Origin of the sequence: Candidatus Caldatribacterium sp. (assembly GCA_014359405.1) — a bacterium.
In the GTDB taxonomy this organism is placed as follows: Bacteria; Atribacterota; Atribacteria; order Atribacterales; family Caldatribacteriaceae; genus Caldatribacterium; species Caldatribacterium oleiphilum.
Map to the genome: position 1 here is coordinate 1 of JACIZN010000108.1, position 6498 is coordinate 6498.

Below are 6498 nucleotides of genomic sequence, written 5' to 3' on the forward strand. Positions count from 1 at the left end.
AGAATACCACTTGGAAGACATGGCAACACATTTGCGGATCCATTACCCGGATACTACCTGCTCTAGCAGATACGGGACTCGATATACTGAATCCAGTACAAACCTCTGCTAAGGGTATGGATCCAAAGTGGTTAAAAGAGAAGTTTGGGAGAAGATTAACTTTCTGGGGTGGAGGGGTAGATACTCAAAGGACTCTCCCTTTTGGGAAACCTGAAGAAGTAGAAAAAGAAGTAAGAGAAAGGATCAAAATCTTTGCACCAGGCGGAGGTTTTGTTTTCGCGGCGATTCACAACATTCAGTATGGAGTACCTCCCGAGAACATAGTAGCTGCATACGACACAGTTCTCAAATATGGCTGGTACCCGATACAGGAGGAGGATTAACTATGAAAAGCTTTTCCGGCTTCCTTCGAAGGAACAGGACGGAATTTTCCGTTCTTTTGGCTTTCCTGGCATTACTCTTTTTCTTTATCATCGCCAATCCAAAGGTGTTTCTTTCTCCTCAGTGCTATTCCGCAGTATTTGTGACACTACCCCTCACCCTCATCTTGACAACCGCCATGGTATTCATGATAGTAAGTGGCGAAATTGATCTTTCCTTCCCTTCTGTCGTTGGCCTAGGATCCTTTGTCTTTGCCTTCATTTTTCACAAAACCGGAAGTCCACTACTGGCTCTGCTGGTAGCGCTCCTCGCTGGCTTGCTTGTAGGCATCTTTAATGGTCTGCTTGTAGCCAGAATAGGACTTTCTTCCCTCGTGGCGACCATTGGGGTCAACTTTCTAATAAGAGGCGCAATAATGATAGCCACCCAAGGGTATGGTTCTCCTCTCGTCGCGCTGAAGGATACATTATTCCACAAGGTGTTCGTCGGAAAGATTGGACTTTTTCCGGTACAAATGCTATGGGGTATTGGTTTCGTCGTCGGAAGTTGGCTTATCTTCAATAGACACAAATTTGGAGCACATGTGGGCTTTGTTGGGGATAACCTACAAGCTGCAAGAATGATGGGTATCAATGTCGAAAGGGTGAAAACCTCCTGCTTCATGTTAGTTGGCCTCTCTGCTGCCTTCGTTGGGGTTTTGGTAGACCTTATAAACCTTACTTTTTGGCCCACGGCCGGTGATGGTTACCTTTTGGTTATACTATCCGCCATATTCTTGGGTGGTACTCCCACGTGGGGTGGAGTTGGAACCATTATAGGGGCAGCCATTGGAGCTCTAATATTGAGCTTCATAGAGACGGGGATCATTGCATCTGGCCTCACGGGCTTTTATACCCAGTTCTTCTATGGACTTATCCTAATAGTGGCACTTATCAGCCACAAGCTTGGTGGGCCAAGCAGGGCAAAGTAAGCGGGTTTATTCTTGGACCAAGGAGGTTAGATTCCATGCTCTTCTCTAAGTTAAATAACCGACTCGTAGCCTCGCACGGAGGAGAAACGATTTGGATTGAGCCCTTCGGGCGGGATTGCCTCCGTTTTCGTTCATCCCGTCGGGGATGCATCGAAGACCTTGATTGGACACTTCTCCCTCAGGAAGAGGTGGAGCCGGAAATCACCGTAACCCCTGAAGGGGCGACCATCCGGAACGGGAAAATCGTTGCTAAGGTCGACGCCCGGGGAAGTGTCCGGTACGAGAAAAATACGGGAGAGGTGCTCCTTGAGGAACTTTGGATTGATGGAAGGGTCCTTAATGCCGACCTTTTGAAGGCGAGGAACTACAGGGCAAAGAGTTCAGAGCTCTTTGAAATCTCCCTCTACTTCAAGGCCTATCCCGGAGAGCACTTCTTCGGCATGGGGCAGTACGCCAACGACTGCCTTGACCTCAAAGGATGTGTTCTTGAACTTGCCCAGCGGAATACCCAAATCAGCATTCCTTTCCTTCTCTCCTCCCGGGGGTACGGCTTCATCTGGAACAATCCTTCCGTCGGTCGGGCGGAACTCGCTAAAAACCACACCATGTGGTTTGCCGCCGGAGCTCGGCAGATTGACTATCTTGTTATTGCCGGAGAAACCCCCAAGGACATCCTCAGGCGCTACGCCGAAATCACGGGAAAGCCGCCCATGATTCCAGAGTGGGCTTTGGGCTTTTGGCAGTGCAAGCTCCGGTACCGAACCCAGGAAGAGATTCTCTCTGTTGCCCGGGAGTACAAAAAGCGGGGCCTTCCCCTCTCGGTCATCGTTGTCGACTTCTTCCACTGGCCAAAGCAGGGGGACTGGAAGTTCGACCCGAAGTTCTTCCCAAGTCCGGAAGAAATGGTGCGGGAACTCGAAGAGCTCGGCATTCGGGTCATGGTCTCCATCTGGCCGACTGTCGACATCACAAGCGAAAACTACGAGGAAATGGCAAGGCGAGGACTTCTTGTCCGCACCGAGCGGGGAATTCCGGTTCTCTTCACCTTCCGGGGCATCACAACGGTTTTCGACGCCACAAATCCTGAAGCCCGCAGGTTCATCTGGGAAAAGGTCAAGGAGAACTATTACCGCTACGGCATCAAGATGTTCTGGCTTGATGAAGCCGAACCAGAATTTGGAATGCCCGGCCTCGGGTACGACAACGTCCTCCCCTACGATTACGACAACCTCCGGTACTTCCTCGGGAACGGCCTTGAGGTGAGCAACATCTACCCCTTCTTTTACGCCCAGGCGTTCTTTGAAGGCATGAAGGAAGCCGGCGAAACGGAAATCGTCAACCTCATCCGCTGCGCGTGGCTCGGGAGCCAGCGCTTTGGGGTCGTGGTGTGGTCTGGGGATATCCCCTCGACTTTCGAGTCTCTGCGCAGGCAAATTAAAGCCGGCCTCAACATGGCCGTGTGCGGCATCCCCTGGTGGACCACCGACATCGGGGGATTCTACGGTGGAGACCCGGAGAGTCCGAGCTTCCGAGAGCTCATCATCCGCTGGTTCCAGTTCGGGGTCTTCTGTCCCATCTTCCGTCTCCACGGTTTCCGCCTTCCTTACCCCAAGGACCCAAACCGCTGCCCTGCTGAGGAGCTCACCGGGGGACCAAACGAAATATGGTCCTTTGGGGACAAAGCGTACGAAGTAATCAGGGAGCTCCTCTTCCTCCGGGAACGCTTGAAGCCCTACATCCTTGAAGGCACGCGGAAAGCCCACGAGGAAGGAATACCCTTCATGCGACCTCTTTTCCTTGAGTTCCCCAATGATCCAGAGTGCTACACCGTTGAAGACGAGTACCTCTTTGGGCCGGATCTTCTTGTTGCCCCGGTGACCGAAGAAGGTGCCCGCAAAAGGCCGGTGTACCTCCCCAAAGGAGCCCGCTGGACCGACCCTTACACGGGCGTGGTCTACGAGGGAGGCCAGTGGATTGAGGCCGATGCTCCGATAGAGCGTATTCCGGTCTTTTTGCGGGACGGGGCTAAACTCCCCATTTGCGGATAGTTTTCCTCCCCCTTTCCTCAACGTCCCTTTTCTGGTATACATGGGGAAAGGGGGGATACCATGGAAGAGTTGCTCTTTGCTTTCCCCGAGCATCTCCTTGAGGGGTACAGGATAGGGAGAAACGCCCCAGGACCCTTGCCTTTCTCCCCCAGGGAGATTCTCTTTTTCGGCATTGGAGGTTCAGGTATCGCCGGGAAAATCCTCGCCCGTATTCTCTCCCTTCCTCTCTTCTTCTCCACCCTTTCCTCGCCTCCTCTGCCCTCATGGGTGGGCGAAGGCACCCTGTGCATAGCCTCCACGTACTCTGGGAACACCGAGGAGACGCTCCACCTCGTGCGGGAGGCACGGAAACGAAAAGCTTTCCTCCTTCTCCTCTCCCAGGGGGGAATGCTTGAGAAAGAAAAAGAGGAAAGGGACATCTTTGTGCCTCTTCCCGGGGGCTTGCAGCCCCGCTTCGCTTTGGGGTACATGCTGGGCGGGCTCCTTGGGGCTTTGGAGAAGCTCTTCCCCTCCCTTTCCTTTTCCTCAGACCTTGAGGAAACGCAGGTTCATCTCAAAGAAGCGCTTCCCACGTACGCCTCTTCCTCAGGACTCCCCTACCACATAGCCCGGGAAATTGCCGGAACCATTCCCGTTTTTGTGGGCATCGAACATTACACGGATTTTGCGGCCTGGCGCTTCAAGACCCAGTGCAATGAGAACGCAAAGCATGTAGCTTTTGCAAGTACCATTCCTGAGGCCATGCACAACGAAATCGTCGGGTTCTTCCACCCTGAGAACCTCCCTCTTTCCTTCCTCATCCTCCACGACCCAGAAGAGCCCATTTTCCTTGCCACCATGGCCAAAGCGTACGCAAAGCATGTGGCGAAAAGAGGCCTCAAGGTCTTTGAGGTTCAAGCCCAGGGTACCTCATTCCTCTGCCGTGCCCTGTCACTTGTGGTTTTCGGAGACTGGCTGAGCCTCCACCTTGCCCGGGTCAATGCCGAGGACCCGGGGCGTATTCCGGCCATCACGCACCTCAAGAGGTTTTTCAGGAAACTCGAGTGCACCTTCGAAGGAGGGGACTAAATGAAACGCCTTGCCGTTTTCCTTTTGGTTCTCCTGGGTTTTTTCCTTTCCTCTTTGAGCGAGGGAAAAGAGTGGACACTTGGGGAAATTGCGGGTACCTCTCAAGACATTGTCCTTGAGGGTCCTTCTCCTTCCTTTACCCTGTATCTCCCCCTTTTCCCCGGAATGCGCCTTGAGAGCGGTGTTCTCCTCCTCGAGTACGTCGCCTCCCCGGTCCTTGCCCGGGGTTCTACTCTTTCGGTGTACGGTGGGGATACCCTTCTTGCCTCTTTCGAAATCCAGCCCGGGGAGCGCCGCATCCGCATCCCTCTCTTTCCTCTCAAGGGAAAGCCCCTTGGGGATATTCTCCCCCTTGAAATCCGGGGGAATCTGTGGCGCAGCGAGAATCTCTGCGAGGACCTTCTTTCCCGGGAGCTCTTCGTCCGTATTCGCCCTGAGAGCCGCCTCCTTGTGGAGTTCGATGAGGCCATCTCGACGGTTCGGGATTTCTTCCGCTTTCCCTCTCCTCGTATCCGCATTTTCCTTCCCGAAGATTTCTCTTCAAAAGAACTCCTCGAGGGATACCTGAAGCTTTTTGCCTTCCTCCGCCGAAGGGGCAAAGAGGTCACCACCGAAATCCTGCCCCAGAGAATCCCTGAAGCAACTGAAGGAGAGCTCCGTATTGTCTTTCGGGAAAAAGCCTTACGGGATGTGGAGCTTCTGGGGTCCACCCTCTACCTCACGCCCCAGGGGGTTCAAGGGGTGCTTGCGGAGCTTTCGCTTTTTGTGGACCGCTCCTTTGGCGTTCGGAGCTTCCCTCTCTTCTGGGGAGCGAAGCGGACCCTTCGGGACTTCGGGGTGCGGAGCACAACCCTTCGGGGCATCGGGGAGCTCCGAAAAACGGTGTACTTCACCTTAGCGGACCTCGGGGGAGTTCCGGATTCTCTGTACTTCGTTCTCCTTTTCTCGAGCACGCCTCTTCCCGAGGTCCCAAAAGGAGAAGCCTTTCTCAAGGTCTTCCTCAACGGGAACCTCGTTTTCACCCGGAAGATCCCCAAAGCCGCAAAAAGAGGCATCGAGAGAGAATCTATCTTCCTCCCCCCGAGGCTTCTTGGGAGGGAGAACGCCCTCGACATTGTCTTCTCGTACTTCCCGGAAGTAGGAGAGTGCCGACGGGGAACGATGCCCCTTGAGGTTACCATTTTCGAACAATCCTACCTCTCTGGGAATCTCCGAGGAATCCCAAACCAAATCACCTTTGCCGATGCCCCCACCGTCTTTTCCGGAAAAGCCTGGGTCATTCTCCCCGAGAAACCCTCCCTTGAGGAACTCGAGGTCATTGCCCGCCTCTACGGGGCCCTTCGGGAAATCGATGACACCCCTCTTGTTCTCGAGGTGGTGCACGAACTTCCGGAGAGGCGAAGGGACTTCCCTTCTTTTTCTCTTGCCTCCCTCCTGAACGCCTTAAAGGAAAAAGGACCCTGGCTTCTCTTTGCGCCGCCCCCACTTCTCAACGAGTACTTCCTGGTCTTCGACCGGGAGGGAGAGTTCCTCTCCGCAATCCCTGCCCTCCGCAAGGATGGAATCCTTGCGCTCTCGCCCCTTCCGCATCTTGAGACCCTCACCTTTTCGCCCGACAGTCCTTCTGGGGTTCTCGTGGCCCAGAAAATCCTGGGGAAACCGGCGCTTGTCTTCACCCCCCTGGGAAGGGAAGACGTTGCCTGCAGCGCTTTTCTTGCCCATTTCCGTGGTGCCGAGACCCTTCGCACCATGGAGGGGAACGTTGCCCTCTTCACCCTGCGGGGATGGGGAGAAACACGTGTTGTGGTCCGTCCTTCTTTTGGAGAAATCTCTCCAGAGTGGCGACTCCTTCTCTTTGCCGCTTCCTGCGTGGCTCTTGCCCTGTGGTGCCTTGTGCTCTACCGAAAACTCGTTCGCCTGAAGCGGCCATGACCTGGAAGTTCCTTGGAGAAATCCTCGTTGCCCGGGGTCTTTTGAGTCAGGAAGAACTCGAGGAGGCCCTGCGCCTTCAAAAAGAAAGCGGAGGGCTCC

General features: G+C 54.3%; 5 protein-coding genes. All 5 read left to right on the forward strand.

From position 1 onward, the window contains the following. The coding region (locus tag H5U36_08280; protein MBC7218117.1) for a methyltransferase at positions 1-383 on the forward strand (383 nt) is incomplete at its 5' end. A 2-nt stretch (positions 384-385) separates the two neighbouring features. Then, complete coding sequence (locus H5U36_08285; protein MBC7218118.1) at positions 386-1351, forward strand: ABC transporter permease; 966 nt, start codon at positions 386-388, stop codon at positions 1349-1351. A gap of 35 nt (positions 1352-1386) precedes the next feature. Next, positions 1387-3399: a glycoside hydrolase family 31 protein gene (locus H5U36_08290; GenBank protein ID MBC7218119.1), complete on the forward strand. Its 2013-nt coding sequence runs from the start codon at positions 1387-1389 to the stop codon at positions 3397-3399. Positions 3400-3459: 60 nt separating this feature from the next. Continuing rightward, positions 3460-4467 carry a hypothetical protein gene (locus H5U36_08295; protein ID MBC7218120.1) on the forward strand — a complete coding sequence of 336 codons (1008 nt, stop codon included), beginning with the start codon at positions 3460-3462 and terminating at the stop codon, positions 4465-4467. Further along, positions 4468-6399 (forward strand): cellulose biosynthesis cyclic di-GMP-binding regulatory protein BcsB, encoded by a 1932-nt coding sequence (locus H5U36_08300; protein MBC7218121.1) that lies wholly within the window; start codon positions 4468-4470, stop codon positions 6397-6399. It begins immediately after the preceding gene. Positions 6400-6498 lie beyond the last annotated feature (99 nt).

Coding starts and splice junctions, on each gene's coding strand:
- H5U36_08300 (MBC7218121.1), top strand. CDS start 4,468: ATGAAACGCCTTGCCGTTTTCCTTTTGGTTCTCCTGGGTTTTTTCCTT.
- H5U36_08285 (MBC7218118.1), top strand. CDS start 386: ATGAAAAGCTTTTCCGGCTTCCTTCGAAGGAACAGGACGGAATTTTCC.
- H5U36_08290 (MBC7218119.1), top strand. CDS start 1,387: ATGCTCTTCTCTAAGTTAAATAACCGACTCGTAGCCTCGCACGGAGGA.
- H5U36_08295 (MBC7218120.1), top strand. CDS start 3,460: ATGGAAGAGTTGCTCTTTGCTTTCCCCGAGCATCTCCTTGAGGGGTAC.